This is a genomic window from Bifidobacterium colobi (assembly GCF_018555455.1).
Taxonomy (GTDB): domain Bacteria; phylum Actinomycetota; class Actinomycetes; order Actinomycetales; family Bifidobacteriaceae; genus Bifidobacterium; species Bifidobacterium colobi.
Map to the genome: position 1 here is coordinate 59,518 of NZ_JAFEJU010000004.1, position 22,472 is coordinate 81,989.

The 22,472-nt window shown below is 52.1% G+C and carries 17 protein-coding genes and 1 CRISPR repeat array; of the genes, 14 read left to right on the forward strand and 3 right to left on the reverse strand.

Features of this window, described 5'->3' with window-relative positions; all coding sequences use genetic code 11:
* The first annotated feature begins 17 nt into the window (after nt 1-17).
* Together JS530_RS06605 and JS530_RS10815 are read left to right on the forward strand one after the other, a co-directional pair.
* Nucleotides 18-332: a hypothetical protein gene (locus JS530_RS06605; RefSeq protein WP_214376399.1), complete on the forward strand. Its 315-nt coding sequence runs from the start codon at nt 18-20 to the stop codon at nt 330-332.
* 163 nt (nt 333-495) lie between these two features.
* Nucleotides 496-1,092 carry a hypothetical protein gene (locus JS530_RS10815; protein ID WP_240541124.1) on the forward strand — a complete coding sequence of 199 codons (597 nt, stop codon included), beginning with the start codon at nt 496-498 and terminating at the stop codon, nt 1,090-1,092.
* Between the two features lie 81 nt (nt 1,093-1,173).
* Here the strand turns inward: JS530_RS10815 and JS530_RS06615 are convergent, their stop codons facing one another.
* On the reverse strand, nt 1,174-2,685 hold the full coding sequence (locus JS530_RS06615) for an MFS transporter (protein ID WP_214376400.1): 1,512 nt from the start codon (nt 2,683-2,685) through the stop codon (nt 1,174-1,176).
* 142 nt (nt 2,686-2,827) lie between these two features.
* Between JS530_RS06615 and JS530_RS06620 the strand changes: the two genes are divergently transcribed.
* From JS530_RS06620 to JS530_RS06675, 12 genes are all read left to right on the forward strand, one after another.
* Complete coding sequence (locus tag JS530_RS06620; protein WP_214376401.1) at nt 2,828-3,448, forward strand: TetR family transcriptional regulator; 621 nt, start codon at nt 2,828-2,830, stop codon at nt 3,446-3,448.
* The gene (cas3, locus tag JS530_RS06625; RefSeq protein ID WP_214376402.1) at nt 3,414-5,966 is read left to right on the forward strand and encodes a CRISPR-associated helicase Cas3'; all 2,553 of its coding nucleotides are present in this window, start codon (nt 3,414-3,416) and stop codon (nt 5,964-5,966) included. Before JS530_RS06620 ends, cas3 begins: the two co-directional genes overlap by 35 nt.
* A gap of 318 nt (nt 5,967-6,284) precedes the next feature.
* Nucleotides 6,285-6,941, forward strand: a complete 657-nt coding sequence (gene cas5c, locus JS530_RS06630) for a type I-C CRISPR-associated protein Cas5c (RefSeq protein WP_214376403.1) — start codon at nt 6,285-6,287, stop codon at nt 6,939-6,941.
* Nucleotides 6,938-8,734 (forward strand): type I-C CRISPR-associated protein Cas8c/Csd1, encoded by a 1,797-nt coding sequence (gene cas8c / locus JS530_RS06635; RefSeq protein WP_214376404.1) that lies wholly within the window; start codon nt 6,938-6,940, stop codon nt 8,732-8,734. The genes cas5c and cas8c overlap by 4 nt, the downstream gene beginning before the upstream one ends.
* A complete protein-coding gene (cas7c, locus tag JS530_RS06640) occupies nt 8,727-9,659 on the forward strand; it encodes a type I-C CRISPR-associated protein Cas7/Csd2 (protein WP_214376405.1) in 933 nt (310 codons plus the stop codon). The genes cas8c and cas7c overlap by 8 nt, the downstream gene beginning before the upstream one ends.
* Nucleotides 9,660-9,766: 107 nt before the next feature.
* Complete coding sequence (gene cas4 / locus JS530_RS06645; RefSeq protein WP_214376406.1) at nt 9,767-10,480, forward strand: CRISPR-associated protein Cas4; 714 nt, start codon at nt 9,767-9,769, stop codon at nt 10,478-10,480.
* Nucleotides 10,480-11,511, forward strand: coding sequence for a type I-C CRISPR-associated endonuclease Cas1c (gene cas1c / locus JS530_RS06650; RefSeq protein ID WP_214376407.1), 1,032 nt, complete (start codon nt 10,480-10,482; stop codon nt 11,509-11,511). Before cas4 ends, cas1c begins: the two co-directional genes overlap by 1 nt.
* 5 nt (nt 11,512-11,516) lie before the next feature.
* Nucleotides 11,517-11,807 carry a CRISPR-associated endonuclease Cas2 gene (gene cas2 / locus JS530_RS06655; RefSeq protein WP_214376408.1) on the forward strand — a complete coding sequence of 97 codons (291 nt, stop codon included), beginning with the start codon at nt 11,517-11,519 and terminating at the stop codon, nt 11,805-11,807.
* Nucleotides 11,808-12,135: 328 nt separating this feature from the next.
* Nucleotides 12,136-17,771: direct repeats of the CRISPR family, unit length 33 nt; unit sequence GTCACCCTCCTCACGGAGGGTGCGGATTGAAAT.
* Nucleotides 17,772-18,045: 274 nt separating this feature from the next.
* Nucleotides 18,046-18,252 (forward strand): helix-turn-helix domain-containing protein, encoded by a 207-nt coding sequence (locus JS530_RS06660; protein ID WP_214376633.1) that lies wholly within the window; start codon nt 18,046-18,048, stop codon nt 18,250-18,252.
* Nucleotides 18,253-18,465: 213 nt separating this feature from the next.
* A complete protein-coding gene (locus tag JS530_RS06665) occupies nt 18,466-18,699 on the forward strand; it encodes a hypothetical protein (RefSeq protein ID WP_214376409.1) in 234 nt (77 codons plus the stop codon).
* Nucleotides 18,692-19,081, forward strand: a complete 390-nt coding sequence (locus tag JS530_RS06670; RefSeq protein ID WP_214376410.1) for a type II toxin-antitoxin system YafQ family toxin — start codon at nt 18,692-18,694, stop codon at nt 19,079-19,081. The genes JS530_RS06665 and JS530_RS06670 overlap by 8 nt, the downstream gene beginning before the upstream one ends.
* Nucleotides 19,082-19,530: 449 nt before the next feature.
* Nucleotides 19,531-20,691, forward strand: a complete 1,161-nt coding sequence (locus tag JS530_RS06675; protein WP_214376411.1) for an MFS transporter — start codon at nt 19,531-19,533, stop codon at nt 20,689-20,691.
* A 32-nt stretch (nt 20,692-20,723) separates the two neighbouring features.
* Here the strand turns inward: JS530_RS06675 and mmuM are convergent, their stop codons facing one another.
* Nucleotides 20,724-21,695 (reverse strand): homocysteine S-methyltransferase, encoded by a 972-nt coding sequence (mmuM, locus tag JS530_RS06680; protein ID WP_214376412.1) that lies wholly within the window; start codon nt 21,693-21,695, stop codon nt 20,724-20,726.
* Nucleotides 21,696-21,816: 121 nt separating this feature from the next.
* Complete coding sequence (locus JS530_RS06685) at nt 21,817-22,377, reverse strand: DUF3592 domain-containing protein (protein ID WP_214376413.1); 561 nt, start codon at nt 22,375-22,377, stop codon at nt 21,817-21,819.
* Between the last annotated feature and the right edge of the window lie 95 nt (nt 22,378-22,472).

Genomic DNA, 22,472 nt, shown 5'->3' on the forward strand with positions numbered 1-22,472 from the left:
TGGGGAAAGGGTAATCCATGGCACGCTCGATAGAGCAGATAAGGCTCTCCGAACAGCGAGGAGACCAGCTCGCCCTTGCCATGATCACCTTCCTCAAGGCAAACGGATATGACAATGACGCCGCCTACGCGCAGGAATTGTTCGATCATGACGGATCAACCTATCCGATAGAAACCGGATTGGAGGTCATCATGGACAATCATCTTGATCCCGCGCCGGCGTTGCCTCTATTCAACCTCTTATATGAGGATGATGACTTGTTCCGCGAGGAGTATCGTGATTTCCATGATTACATCGCTCGGTGGCGGTCTGACCACCAACAACGACAGTAATTAGATTCGTGAAGCCACTCATTCGAGTGGCTTTTCTCATATTCATAGGACTTACGCCCATACGTTTCGGCATGGGTGGGCGCAGCCATGCGCATTGCAACAAGAATGGCAGTCCACGCGCGGCTTCAGCGCGGCAAACCAGCAACAGACAGGAGCCAACATCATGGCAGAAGAACAGGTGGAACAGCAGTCATCTCCGGAAAGCGGCGAACAGACTCATGATACGGATAGGAGCACTGCGAAGCCGAACGTTCCGGCGCAGCGCACCTATTCGGAAGAGGATGTGAACCGCATCGTCAAGGAACGATTGGCCCGGGAGCGAGCCAAGAAAGCCGATTACGACGAATTCAGGGAAAAGGCTGGCAAGGCCGACGAGCTGCAATCCGAACTGGAGAAATCCAAGGCCGAGACGGCCGAGCTCCGTGCGAAGGTCGAACAGGCCGAACATGAGAAGCAGCTGGCGAACATCCGTTCCAACGTGGCCGCGAAATACGGTATCGCCGATCCGACCATGAATCGTAAATCCGCAGGTCTTGACCTGACCCCGGAGACCCAAGCCGAAATCTGGCAGAAAGCGGCATACCAGAGCGCGTTCATGCAGCTCGTCCCGCAGATCAACCTGCCGGGCAAGGGCGTGCGCGTGCCTATCATCACCGGCGACCCGGTCGGCAGCGTCGCGCTCAAGCCCGTCAGCCATTACACCATTGACCCGGTCGAGGCCGATGATGCACTGCGGATGAATGGCATACTGCATAGCTAGATTATTCCGGTTGTGCGTAATGCGTAGACGTTGTCGTTAGAAAAACAACGCGGCTTCCACGTTACTTATAGATCTGGGTCCTTATTGCATGGCCTTACGTGATATCAGCGCAACGATTCCGAGAGTGACGATAATGATTGCGGCTGCTGCGGCGAAGCTGCCAATCATCGCAGATTCGTAGGCGTGGGAAGCTGTCTGTCGTATCAGCTCACCTGTCACGTTAGTGAATTCAGTTGCCTGTTGGAAGTCCAGCGTTACGGAACCGGCGGATTGCGGATTCAGTCGGGCGGATTGTGCGAGATGATGGAATCCCGTCACGTACAATCCACTTTGTATGCTGCCGAAGATTCCCACACCGATGATGGATCCAAATTGACGGAACACCGTCAGCAGACTGGAACCGGCGCCGGACTGCTCAATAGGCACCCGGCCCATCGCCCAAGTCAGCATTGCCGGCTGGCCTGCCCCCAGTCCGAATCCTGCCACGATCTGACCGATCAGCACTGTCGACTGTTTCGCGATTTCGCTAGGCCACCACATCGCGGCGCCAATCATCAGCATACCGGCAGCCAAACATCCCAAAGACAATAAGCTCGCTCCGCGCGAATTCATCCGAGCAACAATCCAATCGTTCATCCGTGCTCCCACAATGGATGCGATGACCAGTGGCGTCAACAGCATTCCGCCAATGAACGCGTCGTGACGCAGCACCGTTTCTAGGTAAGCCGGCATGATGAATATAATGCCGTACATTGAGAAGTTCAGCATCATCAATGCCGGTGCGCAAGCGGCAAACGACGGATCCTTCATCAATCCGATTTCCATCAGCGGATTGTGGGATGCGCGATCATGCAGTACGAATCCAGCAATCATCACAACGCCAACCAGCATCGGAATCCAGGCGTTCACGGCCAGAACACCATGCTGTGCATTGACCAGGCCAGCGGAGAACAGGGCGAATCCGGTGAACATCATCGCAACCGACAGCCACGGCATATGCAACGATTGGACTTTGCGCGACGCGTTCGCCTGCGGAACAATCGCGCGGATAATCATGATTACAGCAAGGAACACTAGGCCATCAAATCCGAAGATACCGCGCCAACCCAGCGACGCGGTGAGCGCGCCGCCGACGAGCGGGCCGAACGGGACACCTAGCGTGCCGGCTATCGCCCATGTGGTCATGGCGCGGGACAGTTCGGGACCTCGAAAGAGGATGCCGAGCAGCGCCTGTCCCATCGGGATGACCACACCTGCGCCGGCGCCCATGACCGCCCGTGAGACGAGCAATACCGGTACATTGCCGGCTGTAAGACCGATTACCGATGCGACGACGAACAATCCCAATCCGGCAAGCATGGTTTTCAGATGGCCGAGTCGGTCGCCGAGAAATCCCGCCAGCAGAACTACGGCCGCGAATACAAGATTGTAGATGGACACGACCCATTGTTGCTCCGCCATATTCGCTCCGAATGATTCGGCGATGTTCGGCAGCGCCACATTAAACGCCGTGGTGTTGATCATCATCACCAGTTCGGCTGCGCATAAGCAAAGCAAGGCATGATTCAGTTGCTGAGTACTTGTGTTATTCATTCTTCATCCACTAAGATACGAATCCGTTTCTTATAAACAACATGTGATTATAGAGAGCTTTAAATAAGAAACGCCGTAGTATCCTGTAGGGGGCAATATAAAGAGTGATTATCCACAACGCCCATGCCATTGGAGATAGCCCATGGAAGCGAGCACCGCATCAAAACAAACGCGCCGTAGAGGTAAAGCTTTGGAAGCAGCCATTCTGGAGGCCGCATGGGAGCAGCTATCCACATGCAGTGCCGAAGAGTTCACCTTCGACAATGTGGCCGCCAAAGCGCACACCAGCAAGCCGGTGCTGTACCGACGCTGGCCGAATCGCACGGAATTGTTCGTGGCCGCCATGAAGCAGCATCGTGTCCATGCCGCCATTGAGCGGCCGAACACCGGCACGCTCAGGGGTGATGTCATCTCCATTCTCCAGCAGCTCAACAGCAAGCAATCCGATGCGGTGATGGTGCTAGCCAAGTTCGGCGTCTACGCCAACTGGCTCGGTGTGAGCGCGCATGAACTGTATGAGCGCACGATGATTAGCGACCAGCCCAGTATCATGATGGCCATCGAAAACGCGCGGGCGCGCGGCGACATCACCTGTGAACTGCCGGAGTCATTGTTGCGTATGTCCGGAGAACTCGGGCGTGCGACCATCGTGCGAGACATGCGTCCGTTGTCCGAAGCGGACATCATTGCCACGGTCGACGAGCTGTTCCTTCCGCTCGTTGACCATTATGAGCATCAAGCGCGAATCGCCGCCAAGAAGTAATGTATTACATGTAGCTAGATGGACAGTGCAGAAAGGTCCAACGGTGCAAAGTGGCAATAATACCGTGAACTCCACGATTCGATATGCAACTTCTAACCCTTTTTACGCTCGCACGAGTGATCACGGGTATGAGACTTGCGTGGAACACTTGTGCATGACGGGGTGCCTGGCTGGCGGTTTTGCGCAGCAATTCAGACACCTTGATGACGGATTGTTAGCTGGCCTGTTTCATGATCTCGGCAAGTACTCGCAGGGTTTTCAAAAAAGGATTCGAGATCCTGAGCATACTGGCAAGGTGGATCATTCTACTGCAGGGGCAATGTTATTGGTGCAGAATCGTCGCTTTGCGTCAGCTTTGGCGGTGGCAGGTCATCACGCAGGATTGGGTGATTTTGGAAGTGCAGGGGACCGAGAGGGTTCGACATTCAGTGCGCGTATGAACAGAGCTTTTAACGCGGGTGATAATAATCCGCTTGCCTTAGCGAGTGCGTGGAAAAAGCAAATAGACGTCCCGCAGTCAGCATTACAGGCGAGGAGTGTGACTGCTTCAGAAAAGAACTCTCAAGTCAAACAATCAGAGGACGACCATTGCTACTCCGACATGATGCTAACGCGCATGCTGCTGTCGGCATTGGTAGATGGAGACCGGCTTGATGCGGAATTCTTCACCTCCAATCGTGAAGATCGTGCCGAGCATCAGCTGTTGGAGCGGCTGAAAGAACAACTAGGTTCGGAAACTCTGTCGGGATGCCGAGCTCCGGAGTGGAATGATCTGCGTGAAGCAGCATTGGCAACATCCGCTGATTATCAAGCAGGGAATCACAGTCGGATTAATTATCTGGCCGATGCCGTGGAAAACGTGGCTCGTCGGTATCTCGAAAGCTCGCACAAAACACCTCTTGATGTTAAGAGGTGTGAACTTCTTACTCAGTGCCTTAACCAAGGCCGTAGTGAATCACACAAGCCTGGCTTGTATACTCTCACAGCTCCTACTGGCAGCGGCAAAACCATTGCGTCAATTACGTTTGCGCTTGAACATGCTCGTACGAATAACATGCAGCGAATCATTTACGTAATTCCCTACACGTCGATTATTGACCAGACTGTTGGCCAATTTGAGAAGATTTTTGGTGAGGGCCCCGTGTTGCCGCATTATGCGGAAGCGTCGTATCAGCTTAAAGATGAGTCCGATATGGACGGAATCGATCTTCGGCGTGCGCTTGCGGCGGAGAACTGGAACGCGCCAATTGTAGTCACTACAGCGGTGCAATTCTTTGAGAGTTTGTACTCGAATAAGACCTCGCGATGTCGCAAATTGCATAACATCGCAAACTCTGTCATCGTGTTTGATGAAGCGCAAACGTTGCCGGTGCCGTACTTGCGACCATGCGTTAAGGCAATTGCCGAACTTGTGGAGCACTATGGCGCCACTGCAGTTCTTTGTACCGCCACGCAACCGGAATTACAACGGTTATTTGTCCAATCGTTTAGTGATGGAAGATGCGCTGATATTCCTGAAATATCGCCATTCACAAATGAGGATTATGAACAATTCCGACGTGTGACGGTTGAGCGCATTGGGGATATCGAGTTGGATGCACTCGCAAATCGACTGGATAAGCATGCGCAAGTGCTGTGTGTGGTAAACACGCGTAAGAAAGCGCAGTACCTGTATAACCGTCTGAATCGAGAGAGTGAGTCGGAAGGAACATTCTGCCTTACAACGCTGCAGTGTGCTGCTGATCGAAAGCGTTTGCTCACTAGGATTCGAAGTCGTCTTGCGGCAGGGGAGACATGTCGTGTGGTGTCTACTTCATTGATTGAGGCTGGTGTAGATGTGGATTTCCCGGTTGCTTATCGTGAGGAGACAGGCCTTGACTCCATTATTCAAACGGCCGGACGATGCAATCGCGAAGGTAAACATGCCGCAGATGAGAGTATGGTGTACGTGTTCTCCACTGCAGGTGGTCAGGCGCCGTTTTTGCAGCAGAATCTTGTGGCATATCGTGAAACGGCAGCACGATATCCAGATTTGATTTCAAATGATGCGATTCGTACATATTTTGGGGAACTATTGGGGATGCTGGGCGATAATAACAGCAATATGGTTGCTGGTAATGATGCGCTCGATGTACATCGAATCATTTCTTTGCACGGGTGCGGCAGGGGCATGCCCTTTGAGCGTATTGCTCGATTGTTCAAACTTATCGATACGCCAACAGTGCCGGTGTATATTCCGTTGTCTGATGATGAGTTGGGTGATGAAGGTGCGCGATTATGTAATCAGCTGGAGCAAGGTGATATTGATCGTGCGCTATTTCGTAAACTAGGCAAATATGCGGTTAACGTATGGCCGCAGCATCTTGAAAAGTTACTGTCGGCAGGTGCGGTGTTGTCTGTTGGGGGAGAGACTGGGGCTGCAGAAGAGAACTGCTATATTCTGAGAGATTTGAGCCGGTACTCGTCACAGCTGGGGTTGCAGCTGGAGAATGTGGCTGCCGATGGCATTTTTGTTTAAGAGCATCGGTGTGCTCGACTTTATATGAGAGCCGAGCACACCGGGTGGCCTGTACTCCTAGACAAAAGCCAGTAAATTCCAATCCACGTCTTCGGAAAGAAGACGGCTGTGAAAAAGTAGAGCACAGATGGGCACTCATCTACGTTCATCAAGAGCGCTTCTGATTGCCATAGTACATAATATCAATGTTCTTTTTAGATTAAAACAAATAAGAGTAGTATTTCTTACTTGCTTTAGTCTAAAATATGATTTATAGTTATCTGTGTTGGAAACATTGACGTTCCCGGAGTAACCACCACTCCATGAAAAGGAGGGTATATGCCGATTCGCTTAGAAGTTTGGGGCGATTATGCGCTTTTCTCGCGTCCCGAGATGAAGACAGAACGCGTCACCTACGATGTTATGACACCATCGGCGGCGCGCGGAATCCTGGAAGCTATTTTCTGGCATCCAGGATTGTGCTGGCGGATAGATCGTATCTATGTGCTCAATCCTATCCGTTTTGACAGCATTCGCCGTAATGAGGTCGACAGCGTCATCAATGTAAGCAAAATTAGATCGATGGCGGAAGGGAAAGGCGACGGCGGTGCTATTAATACATCCGAATCCATCCAACAACGTTCAGCTACCGTTTTACGCAATGTCAGATATGTGATTGATGCGCATTTCACGATTGACCGCAGAAAAGCAGCGCCTGAAGATTCTGCCGAGAAATTCCAAAGTATGTTCATGCGGCGTGCCGCGAAAGGCCAATATTTCCATCACCCGTATCTGGGTACGAGAGAATTTCCTGCAGACTTTCGACTCTGGGAGAAGAATGAGGATCCGATTGGATTCGAGCAAGGGCATCGTGATTTGGGATTCATGCTCTTTGATTTTGACTACCGCAATCCCGCGTCTCCAAAACCATCATTCTTCCGTGCCGCGTTGAATGACGGTGTGCTTGACGTTGCATCGGCGGAGGTGAAGTCATGATTATTAGTGATTTGTGCAACGAGTACAACGTATTAGTGTCCAAGCAACAGGCTCCGGTCTACGGCTATGACAACATCAATGTTCCGTATGGGTTGGTCATCGATGATAAGGGTACTTTGGTCTCAGTGCGTCCACTGGGTGACCATACCAATAAGAAACCGGTAAATATTATCCCGGTACCAGCTCGAGTCACCAGGTCATCTGGTATAGCGGCGAACTTCCTGTGCGATACCGTTGCATACATGCTGGGGTTTGATGCCAAAGGCAAGCCGGAACGCGCACTGCAGGCATTCCAGGCATGTGCTGAGTTACATCAGCGCATATTGGAAGGCATTACCGATGCTCCCGCTATAGCTACTCTTGCGTTCTTCGAGAATGCGCCCCAGTGGGAAACCGCTCAACAGTTGATGGGGAACAAGGTATGGGACTCTTCGCTGACATTGAATTTCGTTTTGCAATTTAGCGATGGGGGAAGCGTCATGTTTGTCGGTGATTGCCCCGCGGTACAGGAAGCTTGGAACATATATTACGATCGGGAAGCTAACGATGAAGCTGCGTTGTCATGTAGTCTGATTTCAGGTGTCCCGGTCATTCCGGCTAAGACCCATCCTAAGATCAAGGGAGTCGCTGGTGCTCAGTCATCTGGTGCATCATTGATTTCATTCAACGCGCCAGCATTCTGTTCACATGGCGCGGAGCAAAATGCAAATGCGCCGATGAGCAAACGAGAAGCGTACGAATATACGACGGCGCTTAACACGCTGCTTGCGGATCGTGATCGTGTTCAACGCATTGGGGACGACACCGTTGTTTCTTGGGCCCAATGTGGTGAGACCGCGTACGTCGATTCATTCGGCGGAATGGCTTTTACCTGGTCGTCAAATAATTCGGAAAAGCAATCCGCTGGTCTGGACGAATTGACAGTCAAGAAAGCTACGCAGGCCTTGGCTCAAGGCCAACCGTACGATTTCGAGGGAGTCCGCCTCAATCCCAATGAGGAATTCCATGTCCTTGCATTGTCGCCGAATGCTGCTCGGTTGTCGGTGCGCTTTTACCTGACAAACACATTCGGTGCATTCGCACGAAATATATGGCAGCATTACCGCGACCTTGAGATACGACGCCCCAGTTACGATACGACGATGTTCCTACCAACATGGCGATTGCTGAATCAAACTATCAGGCAACAGAGCAAAAATGCGAAGATATCGTCTGAGATGGCAGGATCTGTTATGAAGGCGATTCTCAATGGCACTGCGTATCCCACGAGTCTTATTAATGCTATTGAGATACGCATCAATGCCGAGCGTGATATTTCACCTGATAAAGCGGCAATCATCAAAGCATATTACTTACGAAAAACAACAAACGAGCAGTTCAAGGAGGTACTGCAAGTGGATATTAATAGAGACAGTGATTATGTGCCATATGTGCTTGGCCGATTGTTCTCTATATACGAACAGATTCAGTTGGCGGCCATTCCTGGCATTAATACGACGATTAAGGATAAATACTTCACCAGTGCATCCACGACGCCTGCTCGTATATTCCCGATTCTGGGTGACCTTGCAGCGAAACATATGCGCAAAACCTGGCAGTCGCAAGGCTATAAGGTCAAATTGGAAAAGGCTTTAGGCGAATTGACGGGGAAGGTGGGCGACCACTATCCGTCGAGACTTACGCTCGAAGAGCGTGGGGCTTTCCAGCTTGGATACTATTTCGAAAATCAACAGCGATTCAACAAGACCAGTAAAGCCATCGAGGATAATAACCAAGGAGCAGACAATGACTGAACGTAAACCCATTGAAAATCGTTATGACTTTACGATTCTTTTTGACGTGGAAAATGGTAACCCCAACGGCGACCCTGATTCGGGTAACATGCCGCGCGTCGATCTTGAAACTGGTAACGGACTCGTGACTGATGTGTGTATCAAGCGTAAGATTCGCGACTATGTGCAAACTGCTATGAGCGAAGAATCTCCGTGGCGCATCTATATTCAGAATCGGAAGACACTCAATCGTCTTGACAGTGAGGCGTTGGAGGCTGAACACATTGATGCAAGGCCTGAAGACAAGGACTTCGCTAAAGAAATTAAAGCCTTGAAAAAAGATAATCCTGAACTGGATCGTCGCCTACGTGATTATATGTGTGCGAACTTCTTCGACATTCGCACCTTTGGTGCAGTAATGACTACCTTCGTCAAAGGCAGTCTAGCCTGTGGGCAAGTTCGCGGCCCAGTTCAGCTTGGATTTGCCCGTTCAATCGATCCGGTGAGTATTCAGGAGATTTCCATCACTCGTGTTGCTGTGACGACAGAAGCGGATGCTGCGGAAAAGAATAATACGATGGGTAACAAGTTCATCATCCCTTACGGCTTGTATCGCATGAACGGTTATGTATCCGCAAAGCTTGCGCAGAATGTCACCGGGTTCAGCGACGAAGATCTTAACTTGTTGTGGCAATCGATTCTGAACATGTTTGAATTTGATCGTTCTGCAGCGAGAGGCAGCATGGCAGTGCGTAAGCTGTACGTGTTCAAGCATGATAGTGCGCTTGGCGATGCACCTTCGTGGAAGCTGTTCGATAGTGTCGATGTTCACAAACGTGATGGCATTGATATTGCGCGTAGCTTTGGGGATTATGTAGTGAACGTAAACAAGGAATTGATTCCAGATTCCATCTCCGTAAGTGAAATGGTTGATGGCGAACTATAAATAGGCGGCGTGGCCGGACTGGTGGTTCTTTCATCAGCTCGGCCACGCTCATATGCGTAGCGCATCTTTGGATGAGCTTTGTAAAGACATGAGACAAAGGGGTCTGCGTGGTGGAACCGGCAAGTTATCCAGAAGAAGATTGGCTGGTTCTTTCGGGTATCCAGCATTTCTCATTTTGTCGGCGACAGTGGGCGTTGATTCATATTGAGCAGTTGTGGGAAGACAATGTGTTGACTACGGCTGGTTCATTGGAACATGAGCGGGCACATGATTATGATGCTTCGGAAAAGCGAGGAGATCTGCTTGTTCTCCGTGATTTGAAGGTATTCTCACGCCGATTAGGGGTGACTGGAGCCTGCGATGTTGTAGAGTTTCGGCTGTCTCCGGATGGCGTGCCACTGCAGGGGCGCAGCGGCACGTGGCTACCTTATCCGATTGAGTATAAGCACGGTCGGCCTAAAACGCAGGATGCCGATAGGCTGCAATTATGTGCTGAGGCGATATGTTTAGAGGAAATGTTGGCCTGTAATATACGTGAAGGAGCGTTATTTTATCAGGGAACAAGGCATCGAGAAGTTGTCGAATTTGATGAATCATTACGTAGTGCAGTAACGGAAATGTTCCGTCAGATGCATGACCTTTATGCACGTGGGCATACGCCAAAAGTCAGAGTCAGGAAAGAATGTCGCGCATGCTCGCTTAAAGACATATGTCTACCTGAATTATCGAAGAAAAAATCAGTGCGCGTTTATATTGATACGCGTATTCGTGAAATCATGAGCGCTTCTGAAACCGAAGATATGAATCAAGGAGGTGAATAATGCGAACTATGTTGAATACACTGTTTGTAACCAGTGAGGATGCTTATCTCTCATTGGAGACTGACAACGTAGTTGTTCAGAATGGTGAAAAGACCTTGGCAAAGGTTCCGCTTCGTTCTATTGAGCAGATTCTTTGTTTTTCATACAAAGGAGCATCTCCTGCCCTTATGGGTAAATGTGCTCGTCTGGGCGTTGGCCTGTCATTCTATTCGCCTCGCGGACGGTTCTATTGCTCGGTGCTTGGCGAGAATAACCGCAATGTTCTGTTGCGAAGAGAACAGTTTCGTAGAGCAGATTCTCCAAACCAGGCTCGAGATTTCGCTGCCGCATTCGTGATTGGGAAAGTGTTCAACTGCCGTTGGGTTGTGGAGCGCACGAAACGTGATCATGCACTACGGGTGAATGTGGAAAGATTAACGCAACAGAGCGCGTTGTTAAAAGATGAGGTAGGAAGAATTATGGCTTCTACTTCGGTGGACGAGGTACGAGGCATTGAAGGCAAGGCAGCAAAAGACTACTTCTTTGCGTTCGACGACTTGATTCTGCGGGACAAGGACTCGTTCTTCTTCGAACAGCGTAGTCGGCGTCCTCCTATGGACAGGATGAATGCGTTGCTATCGTTCACATATGCTTTGCTGACGAATGATTGTGTTGCGGCACTGCAGGGAGTTGGCTTAGATCCATATGTGGGATTCCTGCATGTCGACCGACCGGGTCGGCCTTCTCTCGCTTTAGATCTTATGGAAGAGTTTCGTCCGGTTGTGGCTGATCGTTTTGCTTTGACTCTGGTTAATACTGGTGCCGTGCGAGTTTCCCATTTTGCAGAACGGGAGAACGGTGGCATATTTTTGACTGATGCAGGACGAAAAGTTGTACTTGCAGCGTGGCAGCGGCGGAAGACCGAACAGATTACACATCCTTTTCTAGGGGAGAAGATTCCATGGGGATTGGTTCCGCATGTGCAGTCATTGTTATTGGCGCGATGCATACGCGGTGATTTGGACGCCTACCCTCCATTCATGTGGAAGTGATAATAATGATGGTTGTAGTTGCATACGATGTGAATACTGAAACGGATTCCGGAAGAAGACGTTTGAGGCTCGTATCAAAAGCTTGCATGAAATATGGTCAGCGTGTGCAGAACAGTGTTTTTGAATGTTCGGTTTCGCCGTCAGACTATTTGCAGCTTCGTCATGAGCTGAATGACATCATCGACATGGACAGCGACAGTCTGCGTTTTTATAATCTGGGTGCGAAGTATTCGGATCGTATCGAGAATGTCGGTAAACAACGGCATCTGCCAGTTGATGATGTCATGTTGATATAAGACGGTTCGATGTGCTGCGTATCTTCGTTTGCCTTGAATTTGTTTCTGGGGAATAGGATGCTCAGGAGCGAATGGTGCGATGTATGAGCTGTCATAAAACTAACAGAGGTTCGCACCGCCGTTGGTGGGGCGAAGGATAATCTTTAGGTGATTTGGCATATATTCCCAATATCGCTTGCAGCTTGATAACAAAAGAGTGGTTAGAGATTAGCCCGATATGTAGGATGTGACGTGAGTTTAGGATGATACGAGGAATGAATATTTGATACACTTCAGATATCCATGAACATGTCGTCCAATATGTGGGCTTATATATCTCATGGATGCTGTCACCCTCCTCACGGAGGGTGCGGATTGAAATGCTTAATCATTTTCAGCGTCCTTCCAGCCCATCAGGTCACCCTCCTCACGGAGGGTGCGGATTGAAATTGGCTTATGTTTTGTTGTTAATATCAATATAACACGTCACCCTCCTCACGGAGGGTGCGGATTGAAATGGAACCTATGGGCAAACCCTCTGGTGGAATACATGTCACCCTCCTCACGGAGGGTGCGGATTGAAATTACGACGGAAACGATTGCGTTGAAAATCGCTCCGAAGTCACCCTCCTCACGGAGGGTGCGGATTGAAATGTGCAGAGTTCCCACGAGTAGGGAATGGGGGCCATGGTCACCCTCCTCACGGAGGGTGCGGATTGAAATTAACCTGAAGCTGGATAAGCTGAATAACGTCGTCGTCACCCTCCTCACGGAGGGTGCGGATTGAAATAGCTTGGAGGTGCAAATTACGCCGACTCGCGGCACGTCACCCTCCTCACGGAGGGTGCGGATTGAAATCTCGTCACTGCGTCTCAGAGCATTAGACTCACTCCGTCACCCTCCTCACGGAGGGTGCGGATTGAAATCGATGGTTCGATTGAACTGGACGCGACGATTGACGTCACCCTCCTCACGGAGGGTGCGGATTGAAATAATAAGGCCATAATGGATTTGGGTATGACTGACGGTCACCCTCCTCACGGAGGGTGCGGATTGAAATACGCTATTGTCTAAATCCATGCTGAGGCTCCCAACAGTCACCCTCCTCACGGAGGGTGCGGATTGAAATTGGATAGTCTCATTGCCAGTCCTTTACTTGGTTTGGGTCACCCTCCTCACGGAGGGTGCGGATTGAAATGTTTAGATGGTCTAGGAGGCAGATGTAGACGAGTGTCACCCTCCTCACGGAGGGTGCGGATTGAAATGGCTGTGCTGGTGGCCTTAATCATGTTCGCGCCAGTCACCCTCCTCACGGAGGGTGCGGATTGAAATTTGATGATTATGTTAGCGATATCTGTAATAGCGGTCACCCTCCTCACGGAGGGTGCGGATTGAAATACGTAATCGCGTCCGTTAATCTGGAAAACGTCACCGTCACCCTCCTCACGGAGGGTGCGGATTGAAATAACAGTTCGGGATGAACGACCCTATCGCGGTATGGTCACCCTCCTCACGGAGGGTGCGGATTGAAATTGAGCATAATTGACTCCGACTACTGGCAGGTTATGGTCACCCTCCTCACGGAGGGTGCGGATTGAAATCCATCCATTATCATCGAAACGCAGGTGAAAAAAGTCACCCTCCTCACGGAGGGTGCGGATTGAAATGAGGATTAGCGCTAATGCTACTGTGGTGCTTTTGGTCACCCTCCTCACGGAGGGTGCGGATTGAAATAGTATTTATGGAATGCAACCCGCGCCCAAAGGCTCGTCACCCTCCTCACGGAGGGTGCGGATTGAAATTATTTGATGAATACACCAGTGTGGTAGACCGGACAGGTCACCCTCCTCACGGAGGGTGCGGATTGAAATATTCATGCTCCGAAAAAAAGTATCACGCTCCGAAGTCACCCTCCTCACGGAGGGTGCGGATTGAAATCTCCGGGAACCACCATAGGCTATCCGGCTCGAAGTCACCCTCCTCACGGAGGGTGCGGATTGAAATGGGTAGAGGTCGTATCGTTTTGCTTTTTGCGCGTAGTCACCCTCCTCACGGAGGGTGCGGATTGAAATATGTATCGGCAGAAATCACAGGTCTTCGCGTCGTGTCACCCTCCTCACGGAGGGTGCGGATTGAAATTGAAATTCGCGGGTGCAGAGCACGCGAATAGGATGGTCACCCTCCTCACGGAGGGTGCGGATTGAAATTTGATGATTCGATTGTCAGCTTTACTCCTTTTCAGTCACCCTCCTCACGGAGGGTGCGGATTGAAATGTAGCGTGCTCGAAAAACTATCCCATCGTAGCCAGGTCACCCTCCTCACGGAGGGTGCGGATTGAAATGGTTCGAAGGTCGCCGTTGCATCACCCCAAAGATGTCACCCTCCTCACGGAGGGTGCGGATTGAAATTTAATTGTTCGTCTCGAATGTCCTCGTTGCGTCTGGTCACCCTCCTCACGGAGGGTGCGGATTGAAATATGTCGGTCATGATGGAGCGGAATTTGCCGAGGTCGTCACCCTCCTCACGGAGGGTGCGGATTGAAATTTTGGCGTTACCCGCGTAGGGCACTAGCTCTGCTAGGTCACCCTCCTCACGGAGGGTGCGGATTGAAATATTACGGGGTTCCGTTCGATGTGTCCGGCGAGGGTCACCCTCCTCACGGAGGGTGCGGATTGAAATTCCTTCCGTTGGTCGCCGCGCCGGTCGCCCGTCGTGTCACCCTCCTCACGGAGGGTGCGGATTGAAATTGCTGGGTCATGCCCTGGCCGCCCTCGTCCTTCGGCGTCACCCTCCTCACGGAGGGTGCGGATTGAAATACAGTGTCGCTGGGAGACCCGTTCGGCTTGGAGGGTCACCCTCCTCACGGAGGGTGCGGATTGAAATGAGCAATTCCGAGCCTTATGGATGGCCAGAGGCAGTCACCCTCCTCACGGAGGGTGCGGATTGAAATACGGTGAGCGAGGACTACAGCCGAGGGTATGGCGCGTCACCCTCCTCACGGAGGGTGCGGATTGAAATCCGTATTTTCGCGCGTAATATCGTTGAGCCATCTGTCACCCTCCTCACGGAGGGTGCGGATTGAAATACGGTTCCGGCCGTGTTGGGCACCCACTCGAACGGGTCACCCTCCTCACGGAGGGTGCGGATTGAAATATGAATTGGCAGCCCGGTGATTGCGGTCTGAAGGTCACCCTCCTCACGGAGGGTGCGGATTGAAATATGACGTCTTCGGACACGCCGAGACGGGTGAGAGACGTCACCCTCCTCACGGAGGGTGCGGATTGAAATCATGCGTGCCGTGTCGAACTCGGTGGCGCTCCAGTCACCCTCCTCACGGAGGGTGCGGATTGAAATACCGAGGCACGCTATCTCAAATCGCCGGTTAATTGTCACCCTCCTCACGGAGGGTGCGGATTGAAATAAAAAAGGCGGGAACGTCGTTCACCTTTTTCTGTTGTCACCCTCCTCACGGAGGGTGCGGATTGAAATAATCAGGCCATAATGGATTTGGGTATGACTGACGTGTCACCCTCCTCACGGAGGGTGCGGATTGAAATAGCTACGTTTGATAGGGGAGGTAAACAATGGCTCGTCACCCTCCTCACGGAGGGTGCGGATTGAAATAGCACGATTGGCGGCACGCTCGCAGACATGGTGGGGTCACCCTCCTCACGGAGGGTGCGGATTGAAATCCTGATTATTCGCATGGGAAGGTTCGCGTGCTCGGCGTCACCCTCCTCACGGAGGGTGCGGATTGAAATTCTGAGTATCCGAGAGGGCGTGATATCCGTATGAAGTCACCCTCCTCACGGAGGGTGCGGATTGAAATTACTGGTCAGGTATCCGGTGGTGCTGTGGGGTGGGTCACCCTCCTCACGGAGGGTGCGGATTGAAATACGCTGAAGCCAATGACTACGGACGTGTATTTCACGTCACCCTCCTCACGGAGGGTGCGGATTGAAATAAGTACAGTCTCAACGATGTGAGCGCGACTGGCAGTCACCCTCCTCACGGAGGGTGCGGATTGAAATACCGTGAGCGAGGACTACAGCCGAGGATATGGGGTCACCCTCCTCACGGAGGGTGCGGATTGAAATACGCCGGGCTGAGCTTGCGCCCACTCACGCCGCGGTCACCCTCCTCACGGAGGGTGCGGATTGAAATCCCGTAGTCTATTACGAGGGCGGGAGCGATAACAGTCACCCTCCTCACGGAGGGTGCGGATTGAAATACACTGGTTTTCACCGCGTTGGTGATGGCGTCCGCGTCACCCTCCTCACGGAGGGTGCGGATTGAAATTCAATCTTGACAGGCAGATCCAGGAAAGGCAGCAGTCACCCTCCTCACGGAGGGTGCGGATTGAAATTTGAAATGGTCGCCCGCGTCCTTGCCGGTTTGCGTCACCCTCCTCACGGAGGGTGCGGATTGAAATAACATGAACCAGCCCTGGTATCCGCGTCACCGCATGTCACCCTCCTCACGGAGGGTGCGGATTGAAATCTGTAGTCCGGCATATAGGTTTTCATATGCCTCGAGTCACCCTCCTCACGGAGGGTGCGGATTGAAATATCACCCATAAGTCAAGGTCGGCCAACTCGTACAAGTCACCCTCCTCACGGAGGGTGCGGATTGAAATGTCTCGTCGGTTGCCGAACGCGCGCGCCCATCCTGTCACCCTCCTCACGGAGGGTGCGGATTGAAATAACAAACGGCTTGACTCATGCCGTGCCGGCGCGCGTCACCCTCCTCACGGAGGGTGCGGATTGAAATTTGTTCTTCGTCTTCACGTCGCCGCCGAAGGCGAGTCACCCTCCTCACGGAGGGTGCGGATTGAAATCGACATAGCGCGAGGATTGGTCGCGGAAGCCCTGTCACCCTCCTCACGGAGGGTGCGGATTGAAATGATATCGTGTCCGCCGCTGGAGATTCAACTGGCCGAGTCACCCTCCTCACGGAGGGTGCGGATTGAAATGATAATCAGGGAGGGGAAGCGCGCTTCAGAGTCTAGTCACCCTTCTCACGGAGGGTGCGGATTGAAATACTATCGGCCTGTACCCCTCGGGTACTGTGCCGAGTCACCCTCCTCATGGAGGGTGCGGATTGAAATATCGATGATTGCAAAATCAATGCAGTCAATCACCTGTCACCCTCCTCACGGAGGGTGCGGATTGAAATTCTTTCCGAGTCCCCTCGTCAAGCAACCTACGCGGTCACCCTCCTCACGGAGGGTGCGGATTGAAATACTGGCCCTTATGCGATGCGGGTGAGGCTGACCCGTCACCCTCCTCACGGAGGGTGCGGATTGAAATCTGTTGTGCTCGCGCTGCCATGAGCAGTACGTGGTCACCCTCCTCACGGAGGGTGCGGATTGAAAAATGACCCGTTGCAATACAGAACCTACATTCTGAAAGTCACCCTCCTCACGGAGGGTGCGGATTGAAATGATTTTCTCGAGTCGCTGCGGCACGGGGCGTGGCGGTCACCCTCCTCACGGAGGGTGCGGATTGAAATAACTAACAAAAAGAAAACCCTCCACTCCACAAGGAGTCACCCTCCTCACGGAGGGTGCGGATTGAAATTTCAGCACCCACCTCGCCGAAACCGGAGCCCCCGAGTCACCCTCCTCACGGAGGGTGCGGATTGAAATTCGACGGGCACACCGAGGGCGGCAGCCAGACCGGTCACCCTCCTCACGGAGGGTGCGGATTGAAATAACGCGGTGCCCAGCAGCGGGAACTTCTGGCCGGCGTCACCCTCCTCACGGAGGGTGCGGATTGAAATACCTGCAAGGTGAGGCGCTCCTTGAGGCGGATGGCGTCACCCTCCTCACGGAGGGTGCGGATTGAAATTCAGATGCCGGTGGTGGATGCTGTGGCCGCTCCACGTCACCCTCCTCACGGAGGGTGCGAATTGAAATCACGGGCACGAGCTGGAGGCGTGGCTGATCTGCTGTCACCCTCCTCGCGCAGGGTGTGGATTGAAATTACAAGCCGGTGGCCGCACTGGTCATGGCGGCCAGGTCAACCCTCCTCGCGGAGGTATGGATTGGAATGCCATTGTCCGCACGATAATCGCTTAAGGCCACGTTGCTTGCCTCTAATACTGATTAAGCAACGGCACTTTACCGGCCACGGTATCGGTGGCGGTGTCATGTTCACAAAGTGGACTCGGTTGTTTAAGCCGGATACCCTCACTAGACGTGAATACGATAAGCGATTGATAGGATAAGGTTCACAGATCTAAGGATAGGTGGGCGTTATGGGCTTAAGGGAATTGCGACTGAAACGCGGCTTGACGCAACAACAGCTAGGCGAAAAAGTTGGCATGAGTCAGGGTAATCTTGGTGATTATGAGACTGGACGCCGGCCAATCGAGAACATGACGTTAGGAATGTCTCTCAGACTTTGCGACGCTTTGCGTGTGTCTAATCCGCGTAAGTTGCTGGATGATTCCCCTAAATCCTAGGTCAATCCGTACGGCTGACATTATGTCAGGTTGGGCGAGTGGTAAGGCTAGGTCTCCATTGTTGGAGTGGTGCTATACCGGCGTAAAGGTCGGTGGTTGCCAACATGCTTACATCATTTGTCTTTATGGCGTGATGTAGGCGCGTAGACAATTTTTAGCGTGTCTTAACGTTGTTGGGATACGCTCACTACTACTAGCGAAAGGTGGTGTGCTATGACAATGGTTGAAAGTTTGCCGGCTTACGCTTCGGCTGAGGCAGTGGCCAAAAGAAAAGGCGACAATCTGATTAGTCTGCTTAACGCTTACCTTGCTGGGTATGCATCTGCCGGTACGCCGGTTGATGATGCCGCTATGGGTAAGGTACTGCATGCGCTGCCGACCGATACCGTCCTACGCACTGACGCTGATTTCGATGCGTTCGAGCGTGAGGTGTTGGAGGATGATTGAGGTTGCTTATTCAGAATTGGCTAAGGCTGACGTTAAGCGACTGAAGCGTTACCGTCGTGATTACGCGGCTGAGGTGCTGCGTATCGTGCGTGAGGAATTGCGCGTAAGTGGTTGCGTTGATGCAGCGTATAAGCCTCATATCTTGACCAAGACCGATTTGCCTTATTCGGGTTATCTGGAATTTCATGCGTTCGATGATGTTCTCGTACTGTATTATCCGCCTTACCCGAACGGGTTTGTTCGAGTCATGCGAGTATGTACTCATTGGGAACTTCATACCGGTGTGTTTGGTTCTGAGTGGCCTGATCCTAAGATTGAGTCTGTGGCTAAGGCTGAATACGGTTTGACTGATGATGCCATAGAGGCTGAATGGTTCAAATAGGTTATTAAAGCAATCTAATAACCGTCAGGTTCAATCGGACAAAACCTGAGATTTGAAGTGGTCTGTTTTTGTTCCGACTCTGCTAAGAGACGGTTTGTGTCAGCTGTATTTGATGTAGTTTTTCATCTGATGCAACTCGACATGTCGACAACCTTTCTAATGATGACTTATCTGTATTTTTCTAGACTGTTGCAAAAATCACCGTGCACGGTTTAAACGTTTGTGCCAAGGCTTATTGGCGGTTCTTGATTCGCTGATTTCTTCGCCTTAGATGAGTTCGTTGTAATGTGAATGGTTTCTATGCTCACGGATTCTGAACAGCGAAACAGGGTTGCATATAACATTGACCTCCAACCCGCGGCATATACTCGGGGACGGTTTGTTAGCGCGCACAAAAACAGCGCAATGGCTATGCAAGACTGCAAACTGCTAGGGGAGGGAACCGTCGCATGAAGAAAAGCCTGCTATCGATTGCTGCAGGAGCATTCGTGCTCGGTGCGGCCGAATTCGTGATGATGGGCATTCTGCCGCAGACGGCAGCCGCCATGAACGTGTTCATTCCAACTGCGGGCCACTTCATCTCCGCCTACGCCATCGGTGTATGCATCGGCGTCACCATGCTCGTCTTCGGCCGTAAAACCAGTCCGAAACATCTGGTGATTCTCTTCATGGCGCTCGCATTGATCGGTAACGCGCTGAGTGCTGCCGCGCCGAATGCCATTGTGCTGGTTATTGCCCGATTCATCGCAGGCCTGCCCCACGGAGCATTCTTCGGCACAGGCACGGTGATTGCCAAAGCGCTTGCCGACAAAGGGCGCGAGGGCAAAGCCGTATCCGTGATGGTCACCGGTCAGACCCTCGCCAATATGCTCGGCGTGCCAGCAGGCACACTGCTTGCCGAATATCTCAACTGGCGACTCGCGTTCATCATTCTGGCTCTTGGCGCAGGACTCACCATCGTGTTGACGCTGGCTTGGATGCCGCTTATCGCAGCCGTGCCGGATGCCGGCCTCGCCGGTCAATTCCGATTTCTCGCCAAGCCCGGCCCTTGGCTGGTGCTTGGTGCCGTGTTCGTCGGCAATTCCGGCGTGTTTTGCTGGTGGAGCTACGTGTCTCCATGGTTGCAGAAAACCGGTGGCTATGATCCGCAGCTGATTCCACTGCTGATGATGCTGGCCGGATTCGGCATGGTGGTCGGTGGTCTCGCTGGAGGTCATCTCGCTGACCGTTGGCTGCACTCAGTAACCGCAGCAGTCGGTCAATCAATCTCAGCAGCAGGATTGCTGATGGTGTTCGTAGTGCCCGGCAATCTGGCGACCTGTGCAATGCTGACCTTCTGGATTGCTTTCGGATTGTTCTTCATCAATGGCCCGCAGATGCTCCTGATGGCCGAAGCAGGCAAGGGAGGCGGTGAGCTCATCGGCGGTGCAGCCGTACAGATCGCGTTCAACGGCGGCAATGCGGTCGGCTCTCTGATCGGTGGCATGGCATTAAACGCATCCGGCATGAACTATCACGTTATTGGTCTTGCGGGTCTGCCATTCACGCTGGTCGCAGTCGTGCTGCTTGTGATGTTTGCGCTGCTGTACGAGAGGAAGAAAGCGCAGTAGTTTGCAGAGGCTAGGTGCTGCAGAAGAACTCATTACTGATGCACAGCCTTGGCCAGATGGTAAATATCCGCAGGGGAGGTGCGGCAACAGCCGCCGATAAGCATGGCTCCCGCTTCAACCCATCGGGGAGCCATGTTGCTCAGAGACAAAGCCCCTGCACATCGCGTCCAGGTCTTGGTGTCAGGATGATAGACGTCGCCATTGTTCGGATATACGATAATCGGTTTGGCGGTAACGGCCGCTATATGGCCGATTGCGGCAGTGACGAGCTCCGGTTGCACGCAATTGACGCCGATTGCACTGATTTGCGGGCATGCATCGGCAATGGCTGCAGCAGTCTCCAACGCTGTGCCATCGCATAAATGCCCCGAATCACCAAGACTGAACGACACCCATGCCTCGCGATCAGGGAACTCCGCACTCAGCAGGTCGATCAACGCTTGAACCTCGCCGATATTGGGCATAGTCTCAAAAGCGAAGAGATCTATACCGCTGTCAGACAGAATCTGCATTCGTCTGCGATGAAAATCCTGATAGGCAGTATGCGAAAGATGATAGCTGCCGGTATATTCGCTGCCATCTGCAAGAAAGGCACCATACGGGCCCACACTGCCAGCAACCAGCAACGGTCTCGCATCATCAAGGAAGGAATCATCCGATAAACCATTACCGGCATTGGCAAGATGATGCCGGTAATGCTCGCGGGCATCCAGTGCAACGGATACAGCTGTACCGATAAGATGCTCTGCCTCTCCGGTTGTCAGACCAGCCTTTTCAAATGCGGGAATATTCGCCTGATACGTGTCCGTAATGGCGATATTGGCTCCTGCCTGGAAATATGCTTCATGCACATCGCGTACCAATTGAGGAGAATCAATCAACGCAGTTGCAGACCATAGCGCATTCGCGGTATCCACGCCTCGATGTTCCAATTCGCTGGCCATCGCGCCATCAACGATCAGCGGAGATTGTGCGGTGAGAGCTTGCCTGATGACGCCGAGCATGGTTGCCTCCTTGTCCTTCTTGTATATGGTATGCGCCATAGACGTAATCACTATGGGCATACGCCAATTAATAGGACAGCCGAGAATGTAACAGCGAGATAGCTATCTTGCTCTGTCTTATTCAGTACGGCAGCTGCTGTGATGCTTTGCTGCTGGGATTATTGTTTTTGTGAATCACCACTGCTATGGGCAGCACTGATGTGAATCCTATGCACATGAGCATGAGGGCGAGCAACAACACGAGAGCGGAATTATCGCCCTTTACCACATAACGGCTCGGATTGGTTGGGTCATACAATATCGCAACAGCCTGGCCGACCTTGTATTTCGGCGGCGATGATGATATCGAAAATCTTTGCTCGTATGTCTGTCCGTTGACACTGTACCGGAATACCGGCGTCCATGTATCTGAGGAATCATCATCGGATTCGTCGGCAGGATTCAACACGAGCTGTGTTACGATTCCGTCAGTCAGCTCGGTACAGTCTCTGCGGAGTTGTATCTCATTGACTAGGGACATGATATTGACCACGAGCATAATCGCGCCAACTATGCTGAATAAACCGCAGATGAGGATCCATGATTTGTCGCTTTTGGAGCTGCGAGTCTTGCGGTGTCCATGAGCATAGTTGTGATTGATGGTGTTAGTTGGTGCGGATGTGCCGTTCTGCTCCGATGCCATGATTCCTGCTCTCTATGAGTGCCTGTGATGAACCGCATACAAGGCGACGGTGACGTTGCGAAAACCACTCGATTCAAGCGTATCAGTCGTGTCCG

Bases quoted from the DNA above. Each gene is read 5' to 3' on its own strand.
- JS530_RS06605 (WP_214376399.1), top strand. From the start codon at position 18: ATGGCACGCTCGATAGAGCAGATAAGGCTCTCCGAACAGCGAGGAGAC.
- JS530_RS10815 (WP_240541124.1), top strand. From the start codon at position 496: ATGGCAGAAGAACAGGTGGAACAGCAGTCATCTCCGGAAAGCGGCGAA.
- JS530_RS06615 (WP_214376400.1), bottom strand. From the start codon at position 2,685: ATGAATAACACAAGTACTCAGCAACTGAATCATGCCTTGCTTTGCTTA.
- JS530_RS06620 (WP_214376401.1), top strand. From the start codon at position 2,828: ATGGAAGCGAGCACCGCATCAAAACAAACGCGCCGTAGAGGTAAAGCT.
- cas3 (WP_214376402.1), top strand. From the start codon at position 3,414: ATGAGCATCAAGCGCGAATCGCCGCCAAGAAGTAATGTATTACATGTA.
- cas5c (WP_214376403.1), top strand. From the start codon at position 6,285: ATGCCGATTCGCTTAGAAGTTTGGGGCGATTATGCGCTTTTCTCGCGT.
- cas8c (WP_214376404.1), top strand. From the start codon at position 6,938: ATGATTATTAGTGATTTGTGCAACGAGTACAACGTATTAGTGTCCAAG.
- cas7c (WP_214376405.1), top strand. From the start codon at position 8,727: ATGACTGAACGTAAACCCATTGAAAATCGTTATGACTTTACGATTCTT.
- cas1c (WP_214376407.1), top strand. From the start codon at position 10,480: ATGCGAACTATGTTGAATACACTGTTTGTAACCAGTGAGGATGCTTAT.
- cas2 (WP_214376408.1), top strand. From the start codon at position 11,517: ATGATGGTTGTAGTTGCATACGATGTGAATACTGAAACGGATTCCGGA.
- JS530_RS06660 (WP_214376633.1), top strand. From the start codon at position 18,046: ATGGGCTTAAGGGAATTGCGACTGAAACGCGGCTTGACGCAACAACAG.
- JS530_RS06665 (WP_214376409.1), top strand. From the start codon at position 18,466: ATGACAATGGTTGAAAGTTTGCCGGCTTACGCTTCGGCTGAGGCAGTG.
- JS530_RS06670 (WP_214376410.1), top strand. From the start codon at position 18,692: ATGATTGAGGTTGCTTATTCAGAATTGGCTAAGGCTGACGTTAAGCGA.
- JS530_RS06675 (WP_214376411.1), top strand. From the start codon at position 19,531: ATGAAGAAAAGCCTGCTATCGATTGCTGCAGGAGCATTCGTGCTCGGT.
- mmuM (WP_214376412.1), bottom strand. From the start codon at position 21,695: ATGCTCGGCGTCATCAGGCAAGCTCTCACCGCACAATCTCCGCTGATC.
- JS530_RS06685 (WP_214376413.1), bottom strand. From the start codon at position 22,377: ATGGCATCGGAGCAGAACGGCACATCCGCACCAACTAACACCATCAAT.